Origin of the sequence: Limnohabitans sp. 2KL-51 (genome assembly GCF_003063645.1) — a bacterium.
In the GTDB taxonomy this organism is placed as follows: Bacteria; Pseudomonadota; Gammaproteobacteria; order Burkholderiales; family Burkholderiaceae_C; genus Limnohabitans_A.
In genome coordinates, this window is sequence record NZ_NESJ01000004.1 from 85790 (window position 1) to 107095 (window position 21306).

The 21306-nt window shown below is 60.3% G+C and carries 23 protein-coding genes; 11 read left to right on the top strand and 12 right to left on the bottom strand.

Annotation, left to right across the window (positions count from 1 at the left end):
- Positions 1-42: 42 nt before the first annotated feature.
- From B9Z49_RS04970 to trxA, 5 genes are all read right to left on the bottom strand, one after another.
- Positions 43-1413, bottom strand: a complete 1371-nt coding sequence (locus B9Z49_RS04970) for an MATE family efflux transporter (protein WP_108352337.1) — start codon at positions 1411-1413, stop codon at positions 43-45.
- A gap of 3 nt (positions 1414-1416) precedes the next feature.
- Positions 1417-3162, bottom strand: a complete 1746-nt coding sequence (locus B9Z49_RS04975; protein ID WP_108352338.1) for a hypothetical protein — start codon at positions 3160-3162, stop codon at positions 1417-1419.
- Between the two features lie 143 nt (positions 3163-3305).
- Complete coding sequence (locus B9Z49_RS04980) at positions 3306-3569, bottom strand: type B 50S ribosomal protein L31 (protein WP_108352339.1); 264 nt, start codon at positions 3567-3569, stop codon at positions 3306-3308.
- A gap of 84 nt (positions 3570-3653) precedes the next feature.
- Positions 3654-4916: a transcription termination factor Rho gene (rho, locus tag B9Z49_RS04985; protein WP_108352340.1), complete on the bottom strand. Its 1263-nt coding sequence runs from the start codon at positions 4914-4916 to the stop codon at positions 3654-3656.
- Positions 4917-5160: 244 nt separating this feature from the next.
- Positions 5161-5493, bottom strand: coding sequence for a thioredoxin TrxA (gene trxA, locus B9Z49_RS04990; protein ID WP_108352341.1), 333 nt, complete (start codon positions 5491-5493; stop codon positions 5161-5163).
- A 103-nt stretch (positions 5494-5596) separates the two neighbouring features.
- Between trxA and B9Z49_RS04995 the strand changes: the two genes are divergently transcribed.
- From B9Z49_RS04995 to B9Z49_RS05015, 5 genes are all read left to right on the top strand, one after another.
- Positions 5597-6925, top strand: a complete 1329-nt coding sequence (locus tag B9Z49_RS04995) for a TIGR03862 family flavoprotein (protein WP_108352529.1) — start codon at positions 5597-5599, stop codon at positions 6923-6925.
- A 61-nt stretch (positions 6926-6986) separates the two neighbouring features.
- On the top strand, positions 6987-7298 hold the full coding sequence (locus B9Z49_RS05000) for a hypothetical protein (protein WP_233254510.1): 312 nt from the start codon (positions 6987-6989) through the stop codon (positions 7296-7298).
- 105 nt (positions 7299-7403) lie between these two features.
- The gene (locus B9Z49_RS05005; protein WP_108352342.1) at positions 7404-8855 is read left to right on the top strand and encodes a DEAD/DEAH box helicase; all 1452 of its coding nucleotides are present in this window, start codon (positions 7404-7406) and stop codon (positions 8853-8855) included.
- Positions 8856-8954: 99 nt separating this feature from the next.
- Positions 8955-11171 carry a TonB-dependent siderophore receptor gene (locus B9Z49_RS05010; protein ID WP_108352343.1) on the top strand — a complete coding sequence of 739 codons (2217 nt, stop codon included), beginning with the start codon at positions 8955-8957 and terminating at the stop codon, positions 11169-11171.
- Positions 11172-11223: 52 nt separating this feature from the next.
- Entirely contained in the window at positions 11224-12090 is an 867-nt protein-coding gene (locus B9Z49_RS05015; RefSeq protein WP_108352344.1) for an alpha/beta hydrolase, read from the top strand.
- 73 nt (positions 12091-12163) lie between these two features.
- Here the strand turns inward: B9Z49_RS05015 and B9Z49_RS05020 are convergent, their stop codons facing one another.
- The 3 genes from B9Z49_RS05020 to B9Z49_RS05030 form a co-directional block, all read right to left on the bottom strand.
- Positions 12164-13135, bottom strand: a complete 972-nt coding sequence (locus B9Z49_RS05020; RefSeq protein WP_199224990.1) for a tripartite tricarboxylate transporter substrate binding protein — start codon at positions 13133-13135, stop codon at positions 12164-12166.
- 31 nt (positions 13136-13166) lie between these two features.
- A complete protein-coding gene (locus tag B9Z49_RS05025) occupies positions 13167-14288 on the bottom strand; it encodes an NADH:flavin oxidoreductase/NADH oxidase (protein WP_108352345.1) in 1122 nt (373 codons plus the stop codon).
- 217 nt (positions 14289-14505) lie between these two features.
- Positions 14506-15216 carry a pseudouridine synthase gene (locus tag B9Z49_RS05030; protein WP_108352531.1) on the bottom strand — a complete coding sequence of 237 codons (711 nt, stop codon included), beginning with the start codon at positions 15214-15216 and terminating at the stop codon, positions 14506-14508.
- On the opposite strand from B9Z49_RS05030, the gene yaaA reads away from it, so the two are divergent.
- The 3 genes from yaaA to B9Z49_RS05045 are packed head-to-tail and all read left to right on the top strand — an operon-like array spanning position 15215 to position 17309.
- On the top strand, positions 15215-15991 hold the full coding sequence (gene yaaA, locus B9Z49_RS05035; protein WP_199224991.1) for a peroxide stress protein YaaA: 777 nt from the start codon (positions 15215-15217) through the stop codon (positions 15989-15991). The two genes, B9Z49_RS05030 and yaaA, sit on opposite strands and share 2 nt — an antisense overlap.
- Complete coding sequence (gene queF / locus B9Z49_RS05040; protein WP_108352347.1) at positions 15988-16845, top strand: NADPH-dependent 7-cyano-7-deazaguanine reductase QueF; 858 nt, start codon at positions 15988-15990, stop codon at positions 16843-16845. Before yaaA ends, queF begins: the two co-directional genes overlap by 4 nt.
- Positions 16846-16868: 23 nt before the next feature.
- Positions 16869-17309 carry a PACE efflux transporter gene (locus B9Z49_RS05045; RefSeq protein WP_108352348.1) on the top strand — a complete coding sequence of 147 codons (441 nt, stop codon included), beginning with the start codon at positions 16869-16871 and terminating at the stop codon, positions 17307-17309.
- Positions 17310-17348: 39 nt separating this feature from the next.
- Here the strand turns inward: B9Z49_RS05045 and B9Z49_RS05050 are convergent, their stop codons facing one another.
- Together B9Z49_RS05050 and B9Z49_RS05055 are read right to left on the bottom strand one after the other, a co-directional pair.
- Entirely contained in the window at positions 17349-17669 is a 321-nt protein-coding gene (locus tag B9Z49_RS05050) for a type II toxin-antitoxin system PemK/MazF family toxin (RefSeq protein ID WP_108352349.1), read from the bottom strand.
- The gene (locus B9Z49_RS05055; protein WP_053173840.1) at positions 17663-17917 is read right to left on the bottom strand and encodes an antitoxin; all 255 of its coding nucleotides are present in this window, start codon (positions 17915-17917) and stop codon (positions 17663-17665) included. The genes B9Z49_RS05050 and B9Z49_RS05055 overlap by 7 nt, the downstream gene beginning before the upstream one ends.
- A gap of 106 nt (positions 17918-18023) precedes the next feature.
- On the opposite strand from B9Z49_RS05055, the gene B9Z49_RS05060 reads away from it, so the two are divergent.
- A complete protein-coding gene (locus tag B9Z49_RS05060) occupies positions 18024-20063 on the top strand; it encodes an AAA domain-containing protein (protein ID WP_108352350.1) in 2040 nt (679 codons plus the stop codon).
- On the opposite strand, the gene B9Z49_RS05065 is transcribed toward B9Z49_RS05060, so the two are convergent.
- Complete coding sequence (locus B9Z49_RS05065; RefSeq protein WP_108352351.1) at positions 20060-20284, bottom strand: BrnA antitoxin family protein; 225 nt, start codon at positions 20282-20284, stop codon at positions 20060-20062. The genes B9Z49_RS05060 and B9Z49_RS05065 overlap by 4 nt on opposite strands.
- A 1-nt stretch (position 20285) precedes the next feature.
- A complete protein-coding gene (locus tag B9Z49_RS05070; protein ID WP_108352352.1) occupies positions 20286-20567 on the bottom strand; it encodes a BrnT family toxin in 282 nt (93 codons plus the stop codon).
- Positions 20568-20574: 7 nt separating this feature from the next.
- Here B9Z49_RS05070 and B9Z49_RS05075 point away from each other — a divergent pair, with 7 nt between their 5' ends.
- Both B9Z49_RS05075 and B9Z49_RS05080 read left to right on the top strand, forming a co-directional pair.
- A complete protein-coding gene (locus B9Z49_RS05075; protein ID WP_233254511.1) occupies positions 20575-20865 on the top strand; it encodes a C-terminal helicase domain-containing protein in 291 nt (96 codons plus the stop codon).
- Between the two features lie 118 nt (positions 20866-20983).
- Positions 20984-21292, top strand: a complete 309-nt coding sequence (locus tag B9Z49_RS05080; RefSeq protein ID WP_108352353.1) for a type II toxin-antitoxin system HigB family toxin — start codon at positions 20984-20986, stop codon at positions 21290-21292.
- Positions 21293-21306: the final 14 nt, after the last annotated feature.

The window sequence follows — 21306 nt, forward strand, 5'->3', positions numbered from 1 at the left end:
TTTTGATGAATGCAGGCCAGGTCGAAGCCAAAGGCCAGCGCTTCAGACCGGTGCGGTTGAGCTTGTGTCATGCCGGGATGCACGCCACACCAGCGTCGCAAACAGTGCCGACACCAAGGCCAGAGCCAAGCTGCTGCTGATCCAGAACGTGTCGACGGCCGGGCGGCCGGTCCATTGCAGCCAGCCATTCAGCGCTGAATCGTCGTAGGCCCACAGGTAGCCGCCATACAGGCCCAAGCCCCACAAAAAGGCGGTGTAGATCAGCAGCGGCGCTATGGTGATGCGGTAGCAGCGCAACAAGAAGGCGCAGACCGCCTGTACCGCATCGGCCATGTGGAATATCGCCACCCAAACCAGCCACACCATGGCGGTTTGTGCCACCACAGGGTCGTTGGTGAAAGCATGGGCGATGGCTTCGCGGCCCAGAAGCAAGGCCGCAGCGCACAGCACGGCCGCGCCGATGGCCAGGCCAATGCCCAGGCCTGCTGCATGCCTGGCCCGGTGGGCCTGACCCGCGCCCAACCAGTAACCGGTGCGGGCGCTGCTGGCAATGCCAAGGGCCAACGGCACCATGTACAGCACCGAGGCCAAACTGGCCGCGATCTGGTGACTGGCCGAGGCCACCGAGCCCAGGCGGGCAATGAACAGGGCCATCAGGGTAAATGCCGTCACCTCCACCATGATGGACAATCCGGCGGGCACGCCCAGGCGCAAAAAGTGCCGCAGCACAGGCCACTGGGGTTTTTCAGGCAGATGCCACAGCTTGTAGGGGTGGTAAATGTCTTGCGTGCGCAAGAGCCATAGCCCGGTGAGCATCATCAGGCTGTTTACCGCGAGCGTGGCCCAGGCGCAGCCCACCATGCCCAGGCCCGGCGCATCGCCAGCGCCAAAGGTCAGCAGCACCGACAAAGGTATTTTCACGAACACGGCCCCTGCCTGAAGCCAAGTGACCAAACGTGGATAGCCCAGGCTTTGGTTGAGTGTGCTGTAAATGCGAAACAGTAAGTTTGGCACCAGCGCCAGGGCCAGCACGCGCAAATAGGTCCGCACATCGGGCCACAGCTCGGTGGGCACCTGGGTCCAGGACAGCCATGTGTCGGGGAACCACAAACCGGTGATGCCCAGCGCTGCTGCGATCGCCGAGATGTACAGCGCTTGGCGCACCGAGCGCCCTATCTCGGCGCGTCGGTTGCCGCCATGCAGCTCGGCCCAGACCGGCAGCAGCGCCTGCATCATGCCATTGAGCGCCACATAAATGCTGATGTAAATGGACGAGGCCACGGACAGCACGGCCAACGCATGCGGGCTGTAACGGCCGGCAATGACGGTGTCAGTCACGCTAAAGGCCATGACGGCCAGCTGCCCGACCAGCACGGTACCCGCATGGCGGGAGATGGTGCGCAGCTCGGACATGGCTCAGTGGCTGGCCGCGTCTGGCTGGGTGGGCGTGTCGTTTGGGTGTGGCTGTGAGGGGCGGAAGATCAGCAGACGGTCGCTGCGCTCACCCAATCGGGCAGCTGTGGCCTCGAGGGTCCAGCCCAGGGCTTGGAGGCGATCGTCCAGCAAGGGCAGGTTCTTTTCATCCATGACCAGCCAGGGGCAATCCGCGCTGGGTTGGGTGGCCGCTTGCAGGCGCACTTGTGCGTGAAACAATAACGCTGCGCCTTGCGCTTGGCTGATGCCTGCGTATTGGAAGCAACGGGCGGTGCCAGTGACGACTTGCACTTTTTGCATCGTAGGGCCGTAGCTGCGGGCAAAGTTGAGCAAGGGCAGCCACAGGCTCATGAGCAGCAACCAGCACAGCACGGCACCAGAGGCAGGCAAGACCATGCTTTTCCAGATGGCAGCGCGGTGGTGGCCAATGCGCCACTTGACCAAGCCGGCCCAGGCCAAGGTAGCCAACAAGGCCAGGACAAATGTCGGGGCCGAAAACGCCGGTAAAAAGCCGGGGGCCAGTTTGGCGACGTTGGCCGCAGGTTGGGCCGGAAAGCCTGTTTGCATGGCGAACCAGACCACCCAGATGGTGAGTGCGCAAATGCTGAAAAAAAGCAGGGTGAACCAGTCGATCAAAGCCCCGAGGCTGCGCCGCAAAGTGGGCAGTGCAAAAGCGGCCAGCGCGGCTATACCGGGCAGAGCCAAGAGCAGGGCCCGGTCAGAAAATCCGGTGAACCAGGTGGCTCCCACCGTGACGGTCACGAACCACAACGGCAAAGCCAAGTGCGGGAAGCGCCAAACTTGCGAAAGCTGGCCCCGCCAGCGCCACAAGGACCACAGCGCCAAAGGCCAGGCAGGCCATGTGAACCACAGCATGAGCTTGGCCAGGATGTGCACATCCAGCAGGGTGTGAGGCACCACGCGCCAGCGCCACACATCGAGTGTGTCTGCAGTGGCGATGCACAGCAAACACAGCAAAGCCAGCAGCCCCAAGTCGAGCATGCGCAGGCGGCCTTGTGCGGGGTCGATGGGCGCCACGGCACGAATCAGCGAGCCACCCACACCCAGCCACAGGGCCACACTGGGCGCCCCTGACAACGTCAGGCCCACCATGCCCACAACCACGGCCAGTCCACTGTGTAAACGCCAGCGCGGCAAGGTGGACAGGCCCACAAAAATCAGTGATGCAAAGCACAGTTGGCTGAGCGCTGGGGTGGCTTCATGCGCCAGCCGAGCCAAGCCCAGACAGGCAAGCAAAGCCAGCAGTCCGCCGTCCGCCAGTGCGCGGGCATAGTCGCCTGGTTTGGCCTCGCCACCAAAGGCAAAAGCCACTGGCTGAGCTGCGGGGTGACGTGCCAGGGCATACACGGCGTACCAAGTGGCGGCCAATGTCAGGCCCAGCATTGCGATAAAGGGCAGTCGGGAGAACGTGACTTCCCACCCTGCCGGTGCCCATTGAACGAAGCCAGCCCCTAGCCAAAAGGGCAGTAAAGCCAGTTGCGGGTCGTGCTGGCCCAGCAAGCTGGGCCTGAACCAATTGGCTGTTTCCCCCAGTGCAGGCTGGGCCAGTTGCATCATGTAGCCCAAGGCTTCCAGGTCTTGCGACTTCCAGGGCGCACGGTCCCAAAATCCAGCCAGAACATAAACCACACACAGCAAAAGCAGTGCTGGGCGCGGCAGTCTGCGCACAGCACTTTGGGCAACGATGGCGGGGGTGGGCAGGTTCACGGTGGCAAGGAAAATCAGGTGTGGGGCAAAGGCTGAGATGCTTGATTACGTATTTTAGAAAAGTCGAGTGCTCAGGCGCGGGCCCATGCAAAAAGGGCAGGCCGGTTGCCCGGGCTGCCCTTTGGGGTTCACCGATTCGCGAATTACTTGGCTATCGTGGTGGTCTTGCCGAAACGGTTGCGGAATTTCTCCACACGGCCGCCCATGTTGTCGACAGACTTTTGCGTGCCGGTGTAGAAGGGGTGCGACTCACTGGTCGTGTCCAGCTTGTACCAAGGCAGATCGCGGCCGTCTTCCATTTTGATCATCTCTTTGGTGTTTGCGCATGAACGGGTCACGAACTTGAAACCATTGGACATGTCTTGGAAGCAAACTTCACGGTAGTTGGGGTGAATGCCGTCTTTCATGGGGAAATCCTTTTATTTGCGCTACGGTAGCCACTCTTCAGCCTATCTGTGAGCACTTTCCGCAAAACCGTAGATTATAGGGTATCAGCCACCGCGTCGCATCATGTCGAAGAACTCGGAGTTGTTCTTGGTGGCTTTCATGCTCTTCAAGACCATCTCCATCGCCTCGATTTCGTCCATGTTGTACATGAATTGACGCAGTATGCGGGTTTTTTGCAGCACTTCGGGCTGCAGCAGCAACTCTTCGCGGCGGGTGCCGCTGCGGTTCAAGTTGATGGCTGGGAACACCCGCTTTTCGTAAAGTCGGCGCTCCAAATGGATTTCGCAGTTGCCGGTGCCCTTGAATTCTTCAAAGATCACCTCGTCCATGCGGCTACCAGTGTCGACCAGGGCCGTGGCGATGATGGTCAGGCTGCCGCCCTCTTCAACATTGCGGGCGGCGCCAAAAAAGCGCTTGGGGCGTTGCAGGGCGTTGGCGTCAACACCCCCTGACAGCACTTTGCCCGACGATGGCACCACGTTGTTGTAAGCGCGGGCCAGCCGGGTGATCGAGTCGAGCAGAATCACCACGTCTTTTTTCAGCTCCACCAAACGCTTGGCGCGCTCGATCACCATCTCGGCCACGTGCACGTGGCGCGAAGCGGGTTCGTCGAAGGTGGAGGAGATCACTTCGCCACGCACATTGCGTTGCATTTCGGTCACTTCTTCAGGGCGCTCATCGACCAGCAAGACCATCAGGTGCACATCGGGGTAATTGGCGGTAATGGCATGTGCGATCTGCTGCATCATGACCGTTTTGCCCGATTTGGGCTGAGCCACGATCAGGGCGCGCTGGCCGCGGCCGAGCGGGGCAATGATGTCGATCACGCGGCTGGTGATGTTTTCTTCGCCCTTGATGTCACGCTCCAGGCGCATTTGCTCTTTGGGGAACAAAGGCGTCAAGTTTTCGAACATGACCTTGTGTTTGTTGTTCTCGGGCAGGTCGTCATTGACCTTGTCAAGCTTGGTCAGGGCAAAGTAGCGCTCGCCGTCTTTGGGAATGCGCACTTCGCCTTCGATCATGTCGCCCGTGTGAAGGTTAAAGCGGCGCACCTGGCTGGGGCTGATGTAGATGTCGTCGGTGCTGGCCGTGTAGCTCGAATCGGGGCTGCGCAGAAAGCCAAAACCGTCGGGCAATATCTCGAGCACGCCGTCGGCAAAGACCTGTTCGCCCCCTTTGGCACGTTTTTTGATGATGGCAAACATCAGCTCCTGTTTGCGCATGCGGCCCGTGTTCTCGATTTCGAGCGTGTCGGCTTGCTTCAGGAGTTCGGACACATGAAGTGCCTTGAGTTCGTTCAAATGCATGGGATGGGGCCTGTGGCGAATCGGTCGGCTGGGGACCGTTGTTCGGATAACCGGGTGGATGTGTTGTGTGCCGGATGAAGCCCGGGGTTGGGGCTGGTGCTTCCGGCAGTCTTGGCGCTGTCCCGTGTCCGGGATGCCTGCTAGAAATTATGACAGGTTTTTGGGAGAGTCTGAAAACTTAAACCGGGCCAATTAAGCCCGGTTGTCGGTGGCGATGCCGGCGATGTCGGACTGCCAGGGTTCATCAAGCCAGTTGCTGGTCGATGAAGGCGGTCAGTTGAGACTTGCTCATGGCGCCCACTTTGGTGGCGGCAAGTTGGCCGTCCTTGAAAATCATGAGTGTGGGGATGCCGCGAATGCCGAACTTGGCAGGGATGTCGCGGTTGTCGTCGACATTCATCTTGGCAATTTGCAGCTTGCCCTCATAGGTGCTGGCTACTTCGTCGAGAATGGGGGCAATCATTTTGCAGGGACCGCACCATTCGGCCCAAAAGTCGACGACCACGGGCTGGCTCGACTGGAGCACGTCGGTTTCAAAAGTGGCGTCTGTGGTGTGTTTGATCAAATCGCTGGCCATGGCCTATTCCTTAAAAACATTGATATGCGGCTAAAGTGAAGTCTATTTTGACAGAAACTATGCTCACCCGCATGCCACAGTTCCCTTGCCAGACCACAAATACATGAGCCTTCCAGAACCGATGACCGATTTCCCTGACACGCTTGATCTCTCGGTGGAGGTGGCCGTTGTGGGCGGTGGCCCAGCGGGCTTGATGGCGGCCGAGGTCTTGTCGCAAGCGGGTGTGTCCGTGCACCTGTTTGACGCCATGCCCTCGGTGGGGCGAAAGTTTTTACTGGCTGGAAAGGGCGGCTTGAACCTCACCCATGCGGAGCCCCCAGCGTTGTTCAACACACGTTTTGGCGCGCGAGAGCCTGAGGTCAGCCAATGGCTCTCCCAGCTGGACGCCCAGGGCGTGCGCAACTGGGCGCAGAGCTTGGGCATAGGTACTTTTGTAGGCACTTCAGGCCGTGTTTTCCCGGCCGAAATGAAAGCTGCGCCTTTGCTGCGTGCTTGGCTGCAGCGTTTGCGCCACCCCGCCAGCGGTTTGCCGGTGCAGTTTCACATGCGCCACCGTTGGCTGGGCTGGCAAAGCGATCGGCTGGTGTTTAGGCGTCGGGACGATGCCTCGCCGCTGCAGGTCAGTGCAGGTGCCACTGTGCTGGCGCTGGGCGGGGCCAGTTGGCCACAACTGGGCTCGGACGGCACTTGGTTGGCCCATTTGCAGGACCAGGGCGTCGAGGTTGCCACCCTGAAGCCCGCCAATTGCGGTTTTGATGTGTTGGGGCGGGAGGGCCAGGGCTGGACAGCGCACTTTAAGGACAAGTTTGCCGGGCATCCGCTCAAATCGGTGGTGCTCAACGTGCCAGCGCCAGACGCAGCGGCGCAGCCCCCTCGTTTTGAGCGCAAGGGTGAGTTTGTGATCACCGACACCGGGCTGGAAGGCAGTCTGGTGTACGCCGCATCGGCCTTATTGCGCGACGACTTGGCCGAGCGCGGGCAGGCCTGTTTGCTGCTGGACTTATTGCCCGACAAAACATCTGAGCAGGTGCTCAAGGACGTGGCCTGGCCGCGCGGCAGTCGCAGCCTCAGCAGCCATCTGAAAAGCCGACTGGGCCTGGATGGCGCAAAGATGGGCTTGCTGTTCGAGCTGTGTACCCCCGAGACTCTGGCCCGGCCCGAAGCCTTGGCCGTCCACATCAAAGCCTTGCCTGTGCCCTTGAAGCGTGCCCGGCCCGTGGCCGAGGCGATCAGCACCGCCGGAGGGGTGGCTTTGCAGGCCATGGGGCCTGAATTGATGCTGACGGCCCGCCCTGGCGTGTTTTGCGCGGGTGAGATGCTCGACTGGGAAGCGCCCACCGGCGGCTACCTGCTGACGGCCTGCCTGGCCAGTGGTCAGCAGGCGGCAAAGGGTGTTTTGAGACATCTTTCGGGCAGTCAATGCACAATTTGATACCGGTTGTGTATGCCTTATGGCCTTTGGCCGCGTTATGTAAGGGTTCACAAACCCATCCATGACCGAGGTCTCCATGTCTCCAGAAGCCAGCCAGGAATACCAACATGCCGTAGAGGAGGCAGCCAATGCCTTCATGAAAGTGATGACCCTGCGGGGTTTTCAGGTGCGGGATTACCCGCAAAACTTTGTAGCCCAGATGTCCCAAACCACCCGTTTGGCCTTTGAGGTCAATCGTCATGGTGCGCACGATCGCGCAGATGCTTTGGTCTCGGACATGCTCAGCGTCGCCAATGTTGCCGTGCATGCCGCACCGGCCAAAGTGCCCCACAAAAAGACGGCTTTCCCATCGCTGAGCCGTCGCCTGGCCTGATGGCCCCAGCCCGGTGGGTATTTTGCTCCCACGTTTGGGCTCTGGAGACCGGTCTCGGTTGCCATTTTTGGCAATGGCTGTTCAAAATGCGACAATAGCGGGTTAATGACCGACTCTTTTTCCAATTTATCGCTGGCGCCAACGCTGGCACGAGCCGTAGCCGAAATGGGCTACGAATCCATGACCCCTATCCAGGCCCAAGCCATTCCGGTGGTGTTGACGGGCCAGGACGTGATGGGCGCAGCCCAAACTGGCACCGGCAAAACGGCAGCGTTTTCGCTGCCTTTGCTGCAACGCCTGCTCAAGCATGAAAACCCCTCGACCTCACCGGCTCGTCACCCCGTGCGCGCCTTGGTGTTGTTGCCCACGCGAGAACTGGCCGATCAGGTCGCCCAGCAGATCAAGATGTACGCCAAATACACCCAGCTGCGCAGCACGGTGGTATTTGGTGGCATAGACATGAAACCCCAGACGCTTGAACTGAAAAAAGGCGTTGAGGTGCTGGTCGCTACGCCAGGCCGTTTGCTGGACCACATTGAAGCTAAAAACGCTGTGCTGAACCAAGTGGAATACGTGGTGCTGGACGAAGCCGATCGCATGCTGGACATCGGCTTTTTGCCCGATCTGCAACGCATTCTGAGTTACCTGCCCAAGCAACGCACCACCTTGCTGTTCTCAGCCACTTTTTCACCCGAAATCAAGCGCCTGGCGGGCAGCTACCTGCAAAACCCTGTCACCATCGAAGTGGCCCGTCCCAACGAGACGGCTTCGACGGTGGAGCAGCGTTTTTATGCCGCCCAAGACGACGACAAGCGCCGTGTGATCCGCAAGGTTCTGGACGACCGGGGCATCAAGCAAGCCTTCATTTTTGTGAACAGCAAGCTCGGCTGCGCACGTTTGGCCCGCTCGCTGGAGCGTGAAGGCCTCAAAACCACTGCGCTGCACGGCGACAAAAGCCAGGACGAGCGCCTGAAGGCCCTTGAAGCCTTCAAGCAAGGCGAGGTCGATTTGCTGGTCTGCACCGATGTGGCCGCGCGCGGTCTGGACATCAAGGATGTGCCCGCGGTGTTCAACTTCGATGTGCCCTACAACGCCGAAGACTATGTGCACCGCATAGGCCGCACTGGACGTGCCGGGGCTTCGGGCTTGGCCGTGACCTTGGTCAGCCCCTCTGATGCCCGCTTGGTGGGCGACATTGAAAAGCTGATCAAGAAAAAGCTGGAGGTTGAAACCCTGCAGCTGGATACCGCACCGGCAGGCCCCGCGCCCGAAAAGTGGGGCGCACGCTCCGAAGATCGACCCCGCGCCCGCGCTTCTGAAAGCCGCCGCCGGGACGATTCTGACCCGCGTGACGCCCTTGAATCGCCACGCGAGCGCCGCGGGGGCTTTCGCCCCGCACCCATCAACCGCGACCCGTTCTTCAGCAAGCCTTACGAGGCACCGCCTGCCGACGTTTCGCCAAGCTGGGATGCGGTGCCCAAAGCGCCGCGCTCGTCGATTTCGGCCAACATCAAGCCCAAGCGCAAGGTGGCGGCTTTGTTCAAATCCGAAGAGTGATGTTTGCCGGAGCTGGGCCTGCCTGACTGATCCTCAGGCTGCCCCCGGCTTTTACGCCAGCTTCACACGCCAGCGGCCGGGCGCTGTCAAAATACCCGGATGCGTTCATCCCATCTCACCCCCACCCTCCATCCCCTGACCCAAAGCCTGCTGTTGGCTGGGGTTGCCTTGTATTTGCTGCCCGCTTGGGCTTGGGCTCAAAGCCCTGCCAGCGCGACGCCCAGTGCACCTTCGGCCACCGCGCCTGCGGCGGCTGCGACCGATTTGGGTCAGGTGGAAATCCGCAGCAACCGCAACAACGACACCGAGGTGCGCCGCGAGTCTTCCGCCTCAAAAATAGTCATTGGCCGCGAAGAGATCGAAAAGCAAGGCGACGCCACCTTGGGCGAAGTGCTCAAGCGCTTGCCCGGCGTCACGGTGCAGGGTGCGCCCGGTCGTGGCGGTGCCATCCGCATGCGCGGTTTGGGCGGCGGTTACACCCAAATCTTGCTGGACGGCGAACGCGTGCCGCCGGGCTTCTCCATCGACTCACTCACCCCCGAGCAGGTCGAAAAGATTGAAATCATGCGAGCCCCCACGGCCGAAACTGGGGCGCGGGCCATCGCGGGCACCATCAACATCGTCCTGCGCGAGGGCCAAAAAGCCAATCCCGACGATCTCAAAATCACCCGCAGCCAAGAGCACGGTGAAGGCTCGACCATGCTCAACTGGGTCCACAACCTCAAGACGCAGCCCCTGAGCGGCACCGTGACCCTGTCCTTGATGGACCAGTTCCGGCCAGACGAAAGCACATCAGTCATCACTTCCGATCCGGGCGCTGACCGCATCCGCTTCAACGAATCTGTTGGGCACCGCAAAGGCCTGCACGCCAATGCCCGTTTGCAATGGCGAGGCGAGCAAGGCCGCACCCTCACGCTCACGCCTTTTGTGGTGTATTCGGATTACACCAGCCACGGCCAAGTGCAGATCCGTGAAACAGAGGGCGGCTTGCGGTCTGACAGCGCCCAGACACTGAACCAAAGCATTTTTGCGATGGCCCGCTTGAACGGCCATTGGGCCCAGCGCCTGTCGGCCGATGACCGGCTGGAGGTGCGCTTTGGCCTGGGTCAGTCGAAGTACGACTTTCGCCTGGACCAGACGGGCGCGGCCGATGTGCTGCTGTTCAACGGCTTTGAAACGCAAAACTTTGTCGACCGCACGGGCAGCCTGAACGGCAAATGGACCCGTGCCATGGCCAACGGCCATCAAATCGTGAGCGGCTTGGAGTTGGAAGGCGTGCGCCGCGTGGAACAGGCCAATGCTGCCGTGGACGAGGACGGTGGCGATATCCGGGCCCGCACAATGCGCTGGGCCGCTTATGCGCAAGACGAATTCAAGATCAACGCCAACTGGTCGGCTTACACTGGCTTGCGCTACGAATCCATCTTGACAGAAGGCACTAGCGAGCAAGGGCTCAAGTCCAATACCAGCTCGGTCTGGACGCCCCTGCTGCACGCGCTGTGGAAGCCGGATCCGACCAAGCGCGACCAGGTGCGCATGAGCCTGACACGCAGCTACAAAACCCCCACGCTCTACAACCTGGTGGCTAGGCCCGTGCCTTCGCGCGAGGCGAACAGCCCGACCCGCCCCGACCGTGTGGGCAACCCCGACTTGAGGCCCGAAATGGCCACCGGCATTGATGTGGCCTTTGAGCGTTACCTGTCTGGCGGCGGCGTGCTCAGTGCCAACGTGTTTCATCGGCAAATCACCGACCTGATCCGCTACACCGTGGCCCAGCAAAGCAGCCCCTCTTGGGCACCTGGCCAAGACCGCTGGGTGTCATCCCCCATCAACATTGGCGATGCCAACACGCAGGGCATTGAGCTTGAGGCCAAGTTCCGTCTGGACCAGTTGCGTGCCGGCGCCTTGCCGGTGGACATCCGCAGCAACCTGAGCCTGTTCAGCTCCCGGGTCAAGCAAGTGCCCGGCCCCGACAACCGACTGGACCAGCAGCCCGGCATGACGGCCAACTTGGGAGCCGACTACCGCGTGCGCAGCGTGCCATTGACCGTGGGTGGCAACCTGAATTGGAACCCCGACTACGACACCCGCCGCAGCGAGCAGCAGTGGGCTTACCAGGGCACCAAACGCGTGCTCGACGTGTATGGTCAATGGCGCTTTTCCCCCGCCACCGCCTTGCGCTTGACGGTGAGCAATTTCACCTCCCGCGATTACCTGACCTCGTCCACCTACAGTGGCAACGGCGTGAGCGAAACTTCTCGCAACACCGCACCGAGCTGGCGCAATGTCCAGTTGCGCCTGGAGATGAAAATCTGACGCTTCTTGTGCCAAGATGGTGGACTAAGAACAACCCCCAACTGGAGACAAAATGTCCACCAAAGACGCTGCCTGGCATGACCGCATGTACAACAACCGGGCCTTGGTGCCCGACTTTGCGGACCACTTTGCCCATTGGCAAAACGCCTCGACGCAAGCACGCGAGCAACTGAAAGGCCATCTGGATTTGCCCTATGGCGACGGTCTGGGTGAGACCTTGGACATTTTCCCGGCCGCCCAGCCGAATGCCCCCGTGGTGATCTTCATCCACGGCGGCTACTGGCGCAGCCTGGACAAATCAGACCATTCCTTTGTGGCCCCGGCCTTGCACGACATGGGTGCCTGCGTGGTGGTGGTCAATTACGCGCTGTGCCCCGGCACGCCCGAGCAGCCTGTCACCATCCCCGACATTGCCTTGCAAATGGCCAAAGCCACCGCCTGGGTTTGGCGGCACATTGCCGAGCACGGCGGTGACCGCAACAACATCAGCGCCATCGGCCATTCGGCGGGCGGGCATTTGGCGGCCATGCTGCTGGGCTGCAACTGGAAAAAAGTGGGCCGCGATTTGCCCGCTGGCTTGGTGCGCAAGGCGCTGTCCATCTCGGGCCTGTTTGACTTGGAGCCCATTCGCAAAACAGCGTTTGTGCAGGGCGATTTGCGCCTCACGCCCGCGCAGGTGCGCATGACCAGCCCAGCCAAATGGCAGCGCCCGCGTCAAGGCGTGCTGTACACCGTGGCCGGGGGCGACGAAAGCCCCGAGTTTTTGCGGCACAACCGCTTGATCCACCAAGCCTGGGGCCCCAAAACCGTCCCCGTATGCGAAGACTTGGCTGGACTCCACCACTTCAGCATCGTCACCGATTTAACCCGGCCAGGCACGCGTTTGCATGCGCTGGCCCAGCAGCTGATCGCTGCTTAAAAAAACAAAAAAGCCCCAGCGGCAAAACCGCTGGGGCTTGGATCTGCAGCCCCGCCCATGCGGGGCTTTTTTGTCAGTCCAGCTTGATGTTGGCGGTCTTGATGGCCTGGGTCCAGTCGGTGATTTCGCGGTCCAGCAGTTTGGTCATCTCGGTTGAGGCGAGAAAGCGCACTTCAATACCGGCTTGGTCTGCGCGCTGCTTGCTCTCAGGCAAGTCCAGGCTGCGCTTGACGGCATCGGCCAGTTGGTTGAGGGTGGCCGTGGGCGTGCCCGCTGGGGCGTAAAGGGCTACCCATGCTTCGAGGTCAATATTGGGGTAACCCGCTTCGGCCATGGTGGGCACTTGGGGCATGCCTGGGTGGCGTTTTTTGCCGGTCACAGCCAGTGCCTTGAGTTTGCCCGCCTGGATGTGTTGCATCACCGAGGGTGGTGTGGTCATGAACACCTGCACCTGGCCTGCCAGCACGTCGGCAATCGCTTGGCCAGAACCCTTGTAGGGCACATGCACCAAATCCACGGCAGTTTGCTGCTTGAAAATTTCGGTGCCGATGTGTGAAACCGATCCGTTGCCCTGAGACGCGTAGTTCAGCTTGCCTGGGTTTTGTTTCAAATACGCGATGAATTCCCGCATGTTGTTGGCAGGCACCGAAGGGTGCACGGCCACCACGTTGGTGGCCACGGTGATCAAGCCCACGGGTGTGAAATCTTTCAACTCCCATGGCAGTTTGCTCATGAGGATGGGGTTGGCTATGTGGTAGCCCGAGTAGGACACCAGCAGCGTGTGGCCGTCTTTGGGCGCACGCGCCACTTGCTGGTAGGCCAAGTTGCCGCTGGCACCGCCTTTGTTGTCAATCACGACCGACTGGCCGATCAAACGGCCCAAAGGCTCGGAGATCAATCGGGCTGAGGTGTCCACCAAACCACCCGGTGGCACCGGCACCACAAGGGTGATCGGCTTGCTCGGAAAGGCCTGGGCCATCAAGGCCAACGGGGCGCACAGGGTGGCCAAAGCGAGAAGTTTGGAAACTTTGCGACGTGTGTACATGTGTGTCTCTCTCTTGCTGTGATTTATGAAATTAGCGCATGCCAATTTTGGCGTTGTTGAAAATGTTTTTGGCTTCGCGGGGCAAGCTGCGCCAGTACTGGTGTTGTGAGTCGACAGTGCCGTCCAGGGCCACAGCCGCTTCCCAGCCCCAGCGCGGCTTGTACATGAACGAGCGGGCCAGGGCCACCAGATCGGCGTCACCGCGTTGAAGCACGGCTTCGGCCTGGGCGGGCTCGGTGATCAGGCCTACGGCAATGGTGGTCAGGGCCGATGCGGCTTTCACGGATTTGGCCAGGTGCACTTGGTACTCTGGCCCCAAGGCAATTTTTTGCAAGGGCGAAACGCCACCCGACGAGATGTGCACGAACTGCGCTCCGGCTTGCTTGATCTGGATGGCCAGTTCTGCGGTTTCCTCGACCGTCCAGCCGCCGTCGACCCAGTCGGTGCCCGAGATGCGCATGCCCAGCGTGCCGCCAAAGGCTTCGCGCACCGCCTTGAACACTTCCATCGGAAAGCGGATGCGGTTTTCAAATGAGCCGCCGTATTGGTCGGTGCGTTGGTTGGAAATGGGCGACAAGAATTGGTGCAACAAATAACCGTGCGCGGCGTGCAACTCGACGGCCTCAATGCCCAGTGCTTGGCTGCGCCGAGCGGTGTTCACAAAGTCGGCCTTGATTTGCGCGATGTCAGCCAGGCTCAACTCGGTCGGAGCAGATTCTTGCGGCAAGTGGGGCAGGGCGCTGGGCGCCACAGGCTGCCAGCCGCCATCGGCCGGGGTGATCAACATGCCGCCGTCCCAAGGACATGCGCTTGATGCCTTGCGGCCAGCGTGGCTAATTTGAATGCACACGGGCATCGCGGGCGCCAAGCGACGCGCTCGTTCCAGTTTGTCACCCAGCGCCGCTTGGGTGGCGTCGTCCCACAAGCCCAGGCACCCGGGGCTGATGCGGCCCACGGCCGACACGGCGGTGGCTTCGATGGTGAACAGACCTGCGCCGCTGTTAAGCAAGTTGGTCCAGTGCGTCAAGTGCCAGTCGGTGGCTTGGCCGTTGTCGGCCGAGTATTGGCACATAGGGGCCACCACGATGCGGTTGGGCAAAGTGAGGGGGCCAGAGGGAGCGTTGAAGGTGAAGGGGGTGAACAGCAGGCTCATGGGAATTCAGTCTGGGTGGTTGGAGGCTTGGCTCACGATAGCAAGCGCAGCTGTGCATCTTATGGAAAACCGCTCAGATGCTTATCCGTTGGGTGACAATCGCACCGATTTGTAGGAGTTCAGCCCTTGGGCGATGGGCGTGGCAAACGCCCTGCGAACCATCGCCCACAGGGGTGGGCTCCTACAAAGAGGGGCTCAGGCGGCGCAATCTTTTGGGTTACTCGGGTCGCTCAGGCACGTAAGCATCCCAAAGACCCCACTCGCTCGGCAAGGGTGACGCCAAACGCAACAGCCGCCCGCTGACCGGGTGTGGCAATTCCAGACTTTCTGCATGCAACCACAGCCTTTGCAAGCCAACCAAATCTGCCACCGCACGGTTCAGTGGGCCTTTGCCGTGCGTGGCGTCGCCAATGATGGGGTGAGCGATGTGTTTCATGTGGCGGCGCAACTGGTGGCGGCGGCCAGTCAGGGGCTGCAGCTCCACTTCGGCGCATCGGGTGCTAGCAAAGCCTTGCTGAGGCAGCGGCAACTCAATTTGGCGCAGGGTGGCAAAGCGGCTTTGGGCGGGCTGCACCTCCAGGCGCTCGGTACGCATGTCGTCGGGCATGCGTTTCAAAGGATGGTCGATCAGTCCCGACTCTGCAGGCCAGCCCCGCACCACGGCGCGGTAGGTTTTTTGCAGACCTTGGCCGGTTTCAAAGGCTTGCCCCAAGGTGCGCGCCGTGTCTGCGTCCAGCACAAACAGCAGCACGCCGCTCGTGCCCTTGTCCAAGCGGTGCACAGGCCAGACATGTTGGCCGATCTGGTCACGCAGGGCCTGCAGCACAAAGCGCGTCTCACCCTTGTCCAGCGGCGTGCGATGTACCAGCCAGCCAGCGGGTTTGTTCACGATGGCGAGATAATCGTCCAAGTAAAGGATGTCGAGCATGTTGTTCTTATTGTCACCCGCCAAATCTCTGGACTACGAAACTCCCGCCGCAGGCGTGCCCCACACGCTGCCGCAGTTCGTGCCGCAATCTCAGGCCCTCATTGAAGTGCTGCGCCAAAAGTCGCCCCAGCAAATCGCCGAGTTGATGGACTTGTCGGACGCGCTGTCGGCCCTGAACGTGGCCCGCTACGAAGCCTGGACGCCTAAGTTCACCGCCAAGAACGCCAAACAAGCCGTGCTGGCCTTCAATGGCGATGTCTACGAGGGCCTGGACGCCAAGACCCTGTCAGCGCAAGACCTGGACTGGGCACAAACCCATGTGGGCATTTTGAGTGGCCTGTACGGCGTGCTGCGCCCGCTGGACTGGATGCAACCCTACCGCCTCGAGATGGGCACGACGCTGCAAACCGACAAGGGCAGCAACCTCTACAAGTTTTGGGGGCCGCAAATTGCCGAGTACCTGAACACCCAGCTGGCCAAAGACAAAACGCCGGTCATTGTGAACCTGGCCTCGCAAGAGTATTTCAAGTCGGTGGACCGCAAAACCCTCAAGGCCCGCGTGATCGAATGCGTGTTTGAAGACTTCAAGGGTGGCAAATACAAAATCATCAGCTTCAACGCCAAGCGGGCGCGAGGCCTGATGGCGCGCTATGCGGTGCAAAAGCGCATCACTCACCCCGAGGGTTTGCTGGGCTTTGGTCTGGAAGGCTACGCGCATGACGCGGCCGTTTCAGAACCCGACCGTTTGGTGTTTCGCAGAAAAGTGCAGGCATGAGCGATTTCAATAACGCGCCTGAACAATCTCAGCTGGGCAAATCCAGCGCCTATGTGGACCAGTACGACGCGAGTTTGCTGTTCCCAATTACCCGCGCCACCAAGCGCACCGAGATCGGCGTCACCGGGCAGCCTGTGTTTTTTGGGGCCGATTTGTGGACCGCGTTCGAGCTGTCTTGGCTCAACACCAAAGGCAAGCCGCAGGTGGCGTTGGCGCACATCACTGTGCCTGCCGAAAGCACGCACATTGTCGAGAGCAAATCTTTCAAGTTGTATCTGAACAGCTTCAACAACACGCGCCTAGAGAGCGCCGACGTGGTGCGCGACATGATTCGCCGCGACATCAGCGCCGCCATTTGGCACGGCGGTGTGGTGCAGGCCAGCGTGGGCGTGAAGTTGCTGCTGCAAGAGCAATTTGACACTGAACCCGTGCACGAGTTGGATGGCCTCAACCTGGACCGCATGGACATTGAGTGCACACGTTACGAGCCTGCGCCGGATCTGCTGAGCGCCAACGCCGACGAACTGCCCGTGACCGAAACCCTGGTCAGCCATTTGCTCAAAAGCAATTGTTTGGTGACGGGCCAGCCCGACTGGGGCAGCGTACAAATCACCTACAGCGGCCCTCAGATTGAACAGGCGGGCTTGCTGCAATACATCGTGAGCTATCGCAACCACAACGAGTTTCATGAGCAATGCGTCGAGCGCATCTTCATGGACATCTGGACGCGCTGCAAACCCACCAAATTGACGGTTTATGCTCGCTATACCCGGCGCGGCGGGCTGGACATCAACCCCTGGCGCACCAGCGCACCAGGCAAGTTGCCGCCCAACGTGCGCACGGCACGGCAGTGAAGGTATTCACTTCGTTCCCCAAGATGTCACCCACTACCCGCCGCGTTCTGCAGGCCCTTTTGTACGAGGCCATGGCCATCGCTGTGGTCGGGCCCGTGTTGAGCTTGGCTTTTGACAAGTCGCCCGCCTCCACCTTGGGTCTGGCGGTCGTTTTGTCGAGCATTGCACTGACGTGGAATTACGCCTTCAACTGGCTTTTTGAGCGCTGGGAGTCGCGCCAGTCCGTGCGCGGCCGTTCCTTTGTCAGGCGGCTGGCCCACGGAGCCGGTTTTGAAGGCGGCTTGGTCATCATTCTTTTGCCCGTCATGTCGCTGTGGCTCGACATTTCGCCCACCGCTGCTTTGGTGGCCAATCTGGGTCTGCTGGCGTTCTTTTTCTTTTATGCCATCGCGTTCACCTGGTGCTTTGACCGGGTCTTTGGTTTGCCCGCTTCTGCTCAGGCAGGCGATGGCGATCGGGGCTAAGGGCGCGGCATTCAAGCAGGCCGCCAGGGCTTTCCCTTTTTACGCCGCGAATACTTCTTGCAGTGTGGTCAGCGCGGCACTCAAGGTCTTGGCAGACACAGCGCCCAGACGCCTGACCAAACGCACCTTGTCAACCGTCCGAAGCTGATCGAGCACGATCAAGCCCTTGGTTCCAGCGTGGGTGACAGGCACCCGGAACGGCGCGGCAAAACCCTTTGAGGTCATGGGCGCCACCATCACGGTTCGCAGGTTGTCATTCAACTCTGCCGGTGACATCACGACGCAGGGCCGCGACTTTTTGATTTCGCTGCTCACGGTCGGGTCCAGGTTCACCAGCCAAATGTCGCCGCGCTTCACCAGCCCAACTCCTCGTCGTCCAAGTTGCCAAACTCACCCATCAAAAGCGCATCTCCGCCTTTGGCGGACACGGCTGCAGCAGCCGCTGCCCAGCCAGCACGTACGGACTTGGCAGGCTTTCGCAAGACGATGGAGCCGTTTTCCACTTCGATGGTGGCTGTGGCCTGTCCGTCCAGCCCAACTTGGGCCAGAAACGGCTTAGGCAACACCACGCCTTTGCTGTTGCCGATGTTTCGAATTGCAATTTCCATGATAATCCTCCGGTTGCAACAATGTTAATCCATGCGAAGTGGATGGGCAAGGCCCAAAGTTGTAACAATGTGACCACATCATTGTGACGAAAAAATCCCTGCACCTTTGGCTGACCAAGACCCCACCCCCACCGCCCCTTGCGCTGCTGCACATGATGTTCAACACGAGTTGCGCCATGTCCGCGCCCTCATGCACCTTGAGCAACAAGAAGACCAAGCGCAGTTCAAGCTCAAAAACGCCAGTGCCAGCATCAAAGAGCGCCGTCGGCGTGGCCTGACTTGGTACCCCGTCACCATCACCCAAGAAGACATCGGGTTTGGCGGCAAGGTGGTGCTGGAGCTGGAGCGGCCTGCGCATCGGCAAGACCTGCACTTGTTTCAGGTGGGGGCGGCTGCGGCGCTGTTCAGCGGTGCGCCCGGCTATTCGGGCACACATTCGGCATCAGATCGGCCCGTGGTGAGCGGCGTGGTCACCCGCGTGCGGCGCAACAAGCTGCTGTTGGCCACCACCAAAGAAGCGCTGCCCGACTGGGTGCGGGACGGCAGCAGCCTCAACGGAAGCACATTAGGTGTTGACCTGACCTTTGACGAGGTCAGCTACCGCGAGATGAACCAGGCCCTGAGCGCGGTCATGGCCGCACACGGCAACCGCTTGGCCGAACTGCGCGACGTGCTGCTTGGCGCTAAGACAGCTCGCTTTCGCGAGCCCCAAGCCGATGACCTGTTTTACCCCAGTGCGCTCAACGACTCGCAGCTGGCGGCGGTGCGCCATGTGGTCACGGCGCAAGACGTGGCCATCATCCACGGCCCGCCCGGCACGGGCAAAACCACCACGCTGGTGCAAGCCATTTTTGAAACTATTCGACGCGAGCGGCGCGTGCTGGTGTGCGCCCCCTCGAACACCGCCGTGGACCTGCTGACCGAAAAGCTGGCCGAGCGCGGTGTGAATGTGATCCGCTTGGGCAACCCCAGCCGCGTGTCGGACCTGCTGCTCAAGCACACGCTCGACGCCGTGGTGATGGCCCACGCCAGCTACGCCAAGATGCACGCGATGCGCCAAACCGCCGAGCAGCACCGCGAGGCGGCCAGTGAACGCGTACGCAACTTTGGCTTTGAGGAGCGACAGCGCCGCCAGTGGCTGCGCGAAGAAGCCCGCACGCTGCGCCAAGCCGCCGACGATTTGGAGCGCTTCATGACCGAAGACGTGCTCGAATCGGTGCAAGTCATCACCTGCACGCTGGTGGGCGCCAGCAACCGCCACATTAGCCACCTGGGCTTTGAGACCGTCTTCATCGACGAAGCCGCCCAAGCCTTGGAGCCGGGTTGCTGGATTCCGATTGCCAAGGGCCAGCGCCTGGTGTTGGCGGGCGACCACCACCAGCTGCCGCCCACCGTGAAAAGCGAAAAAGCCGCCCGCGAAGGCCTGCGCGAAACCCTGTTTGAAAAGTGCATCCAGCGCCAACCCAACACGGCCCGCATGCTGAAGGTGCAATACCGCATGCACGCGCACATCATGGGCTTCAGCTCCGAGAAGTTTTACGGTGGCCAACTGGTGCCCCACCCCAGCGTGCGCGACGCTGACCTAGCCGCTTACGACCCGCGCTTCAATGACCCACGTTTTTCGCCCGACCTGCCCGTGGAGTTCATCGACACCGCGGGCTGCGGTTATCAAGAACTGACCATTCCCGAAAGCCGCTCAACCGCCAAACCCGAAGAAGCCCACTTGCTGCTGGAGCGCCTGGCGCAGCTGCTGGCGCTGGGGGAACCCTCCGCACCCGACCAACGCCCACTCACCATCGGCGTGATCGCACCGTACCGCGCCCAAATCAACTATTTAAAAGACGCCATCGAAGACAGCGCTGTGCTCAACGATTTGCTGCTGCAACGCAGGCTCAGCGTTGGCACCGTCGATTCGTTTCAGGGCCAAGAGCGCGACATCATTGCCATCACCTTGACGCGCAGCAACCCCCAAGGCGAGATCGGCTTTCTATCCGACATCCGCCGCATGAACGTGGGCATGACCCGCGCACGGCGCAAGCTGCTGCTGGTGGGCGACTCGTCCACGCTTTGCAGGCATCCGTTTTTTGCGGAGTTGTTGGCTTACGTGAAGGGGGTGGGGGGCTACCGGACGGCTTGGGCTGTTTAAACCAGCTTAGGCCAGTTGATTTGTACTTTGCGGTTGTTGGCCAAGCAGTCGCGCAAATACAAGTTGATCAGGCTTTGATAGGGAACCCCTGCGTCATCTGCCATGCTCTTGAAATAGATGACAACGTCTTCTGACAGACGCATCGTCACAGGCTTCTTGAGCTTGGATGCATAGGGGTTTTTGCGAGCTTTGAGCTTGGAGAAGTCGTATTCGGCTTTCATGTCAGATGCCTCGATAAAAAGCGCTTTCGCGCTTGGTTGCCTTGCGAGCAGAGATGATTCGGATGGTTTCCCCGCCTTCACGTTCACAGTGGCAGACGATGAGCAACTTGGAATGAACACTCATGCCCAGCATGAGAAAGCGTTCTTCATCGACCGAGTGATCTTCATCGCAAAATTGAACGGCGAATTCATCATAGAAAACGGTCTGCGCTTCTTCGAATGAAACCTGATGCTTCTTCAGGTTGGCTGTTGCCTTGCTTGGGTGCCATTCAAACTGGATCATATGTACATTGTATGTAAACATTGTGCGCGGTCAAGCGAGACGTTTCACACTCGCCGTCGATTCGTTTCAGGGCCAAGAGCGCGACATCATTGCCATCACCTTGACGCGCAGCAACCCCCAAGGCGAGATCGGCTTTTTGTCTGACATCTGCCGCATGAACGTGGGCATGACCCGCGCACGGCGCAAGCTGCTGCTGGTGGGCGATTCGTCAACGCTTTGCAAGCATCCGTTTTTTGGGGAGTTGTTGGCTTATGTGAAGGGGGTGGGGGGCTACCGGACGGCGCATGAGATGGCCTAAATTGGCGCCCGCTTTCGAGCTGTTTGCCGTGAGGAGCAGACAGTTTCAAACCGTGACAAAACGTCACGGATAGGACTCCCAAACCCCAACAGTCCCAATTTGGGACTAAAATACCACCATGCGAGTCATTGCCGTATCCACCCTCAAGACATTCTGGGAAAAGCCCGGGCGCGGGGACGCAGAAGAAGCCTTGAAAACTTGGTACGGTGAAGCCTGCCGGGCCGAATGGAAATCCCCGGGCGATGTCAAAGCTCAATACGGAAACGCCAGCATCGTTGGCAACAACCGGATCGTCTTCAACATTGCCGGGAACAAGTACCGGCTCATCGTCGCCTTTGCGTACCGGATGCAAATCGCCTACGTCAAGTTTGTGGGCACACATGCCGAATACGACAAGGTCGATGCAGCCTCAGTGGATAAGTCGTGAGCGTCAAGGAGAAC